Annotated in this window: 2 protein-coding genes; both read left to right on the top strand. The window is 62.2% G+C overall.

The window, feature by feature from the left end; all coding sequences use genetic code 11:
• The first annotated feature begins 9 nt into the window (after window positions 1-9).
• Window positions 10-702 (top strand): dimethylsulfonioproprionate lyase family protein, encoded by a 693-nt coding sequence (locus AC13QO_RS29870; RefSeq protein WP_488542760.1) that lies wholly within the window; start codon window positions 10-12, stop codon window positions 700-702.
• A gap of 91 nt (window positions 703-793) precedes the next feature.
• Window positions 794-1,723, top strand: a 930-nt coding sequence (locus AC13QO_RS29865) for an alcohol dehydrogenase catalytic domain-containing protein (protein WP_488542759.1), incomplete at its 3' end; no start/stop codon positions are given.

Raw genomic sequence — 1,723 nt, 5'->3', positions numbered from 1 at the left:
AGACCGAACGTGGCGCGCGCGGTGGAACGTCCAATCAGACCTGGTGCCGACCTTCTCCTGAACGATGAGGAAAAGCCGGCCTATATCAGGCTGCACGACATCGGCAGGGAAAGGCGTCCTCGGCCGCTGCAGGAATTCCTCAACGATATCGGCGGACTGATGCTGTCGGCTGAGGCTCCCGCCGTTGCCAGTTTCGTTGCCGGCAAGGTGCTGCAGAGGCTGCTCAAGACAGGCAAGGTGCGGCCGGAGGGCGACCCTCTTCCCGGCGTGCCAGGAGGGCTGGATGACGCCATCGGCCATCTGGCAAAATCCGGACGAAAATATGAGGCGATCGCCGGTCAGTTCAAAAGTCTCGCCGACAAACTGCTGTGGAGACGTGGCCGGACCGGCCCCTTTGCCAGCCTGAACTTCGGCAACACCCACTCCCACGCCGTCCTGATCGGTCCGGGCGGCCTGGAGGAGCGGGCCGATCTCCGGGTGGGCGTGATCTATATGGATCGCTACACGCGCTTTCCCGATCATGTTCAGACGCAACCGCGTGCCTTCATTCTGCTTTCGCCGGGCGAAATCTGCCTCGACGATTCCCAATGGTTTTCCGCCGCGACCGGAACAGTTTTCGCGAATGATGCGGGGCAATCCTTTGCGATAAGATGTACGGCCCAGCCGCTTCTCGCGGTCTGGTGTCAGGTCGAGCCGGGATAACGAGGATGAGGCGGAAGCAGCTCGTTTCGATGTCTAGGTCGTAGCTCTGCATATCTCGCTGTCGAAATGATTTAATAGAAAGGATTATCAAATGGACGTTCGCGCCGCCGTAGCCGTTCAGGCTGGAAAACCGCTGGAAGTGATGACCGTGCAGCTCGACGGCCCGAAGGCTGGCGAAGTGCTGGTGGAGGTCAAGGCGACCGGCATCTGCCACACCGACGATTTCACCCTGTCGGGCGCCGATCCGGAAGGTCTGTTCCCCGCCATCCTCGGCCATGAGGGCGCCGGCATCGTCGTCGATGTCGGCCCGGGCGTGACCTCGGTCAAGAAGGGCGACCATGTCATTCCGCTTTACACGCCGGAATGCCGCGAGTGTTATTCCTGCACGTCGCGCAAGACCAATCTCTGCACTTCGATCCGCGCCACCCAAGGGCAGGGCGTGATGCCGGACGGCACCTCGCGCTTTTCGATCGGCAAGGACAAGATCCATCACTATATGGGCTGCTCGACCTTCGCCAATTACACGGTGCTGCCGGAGATCGCGCTCGCCAAGATCAATCCCGACGCGCCCTTCGACAAGATTTGCTACATCGGCTGCGGCGTCACCACCGGCATCGGCGCCGTCATCAACACCGCCAAGGTCGAGGTCGGATCGACGGCGATCGTCTTCGGGCTTGGCGGCATCGGCCTGAACGTCATTCAGGGCCTGCGGCTTGCCGGCGCCGACATGATCATCGGCGTCGATATCAACCCGGATCGCAAGGCCTGGGGCGAGAAGTTCGGCATGACGCATTTCGTCAATCCGAAGGAGGTCGGCGACGACATCGTGCCCTATCTGGTCAACATGACCAAGCGGGGCGGCGACCTGATCGGCGGCGCGGACTACACCTTCGACTGCACCGGCAACACCAAGGTCATGCGCCAGGCGCTGGAGGCCAGCCATCGCGGCTGGGGCAAATCGGTCATCATCGGCGTGGCCGGCGCCGGCCAGGAGATCTCGACGCGGCCGTTCCAGCTGGTC

Source organism: Rhizobium sp. CNPSo 3670, assembly GCF_057784555.1.
Note: the sequence above shows the minus strand (reverse complement) of the source record. Positions and strands in the feature narration are given on the sequence as shown.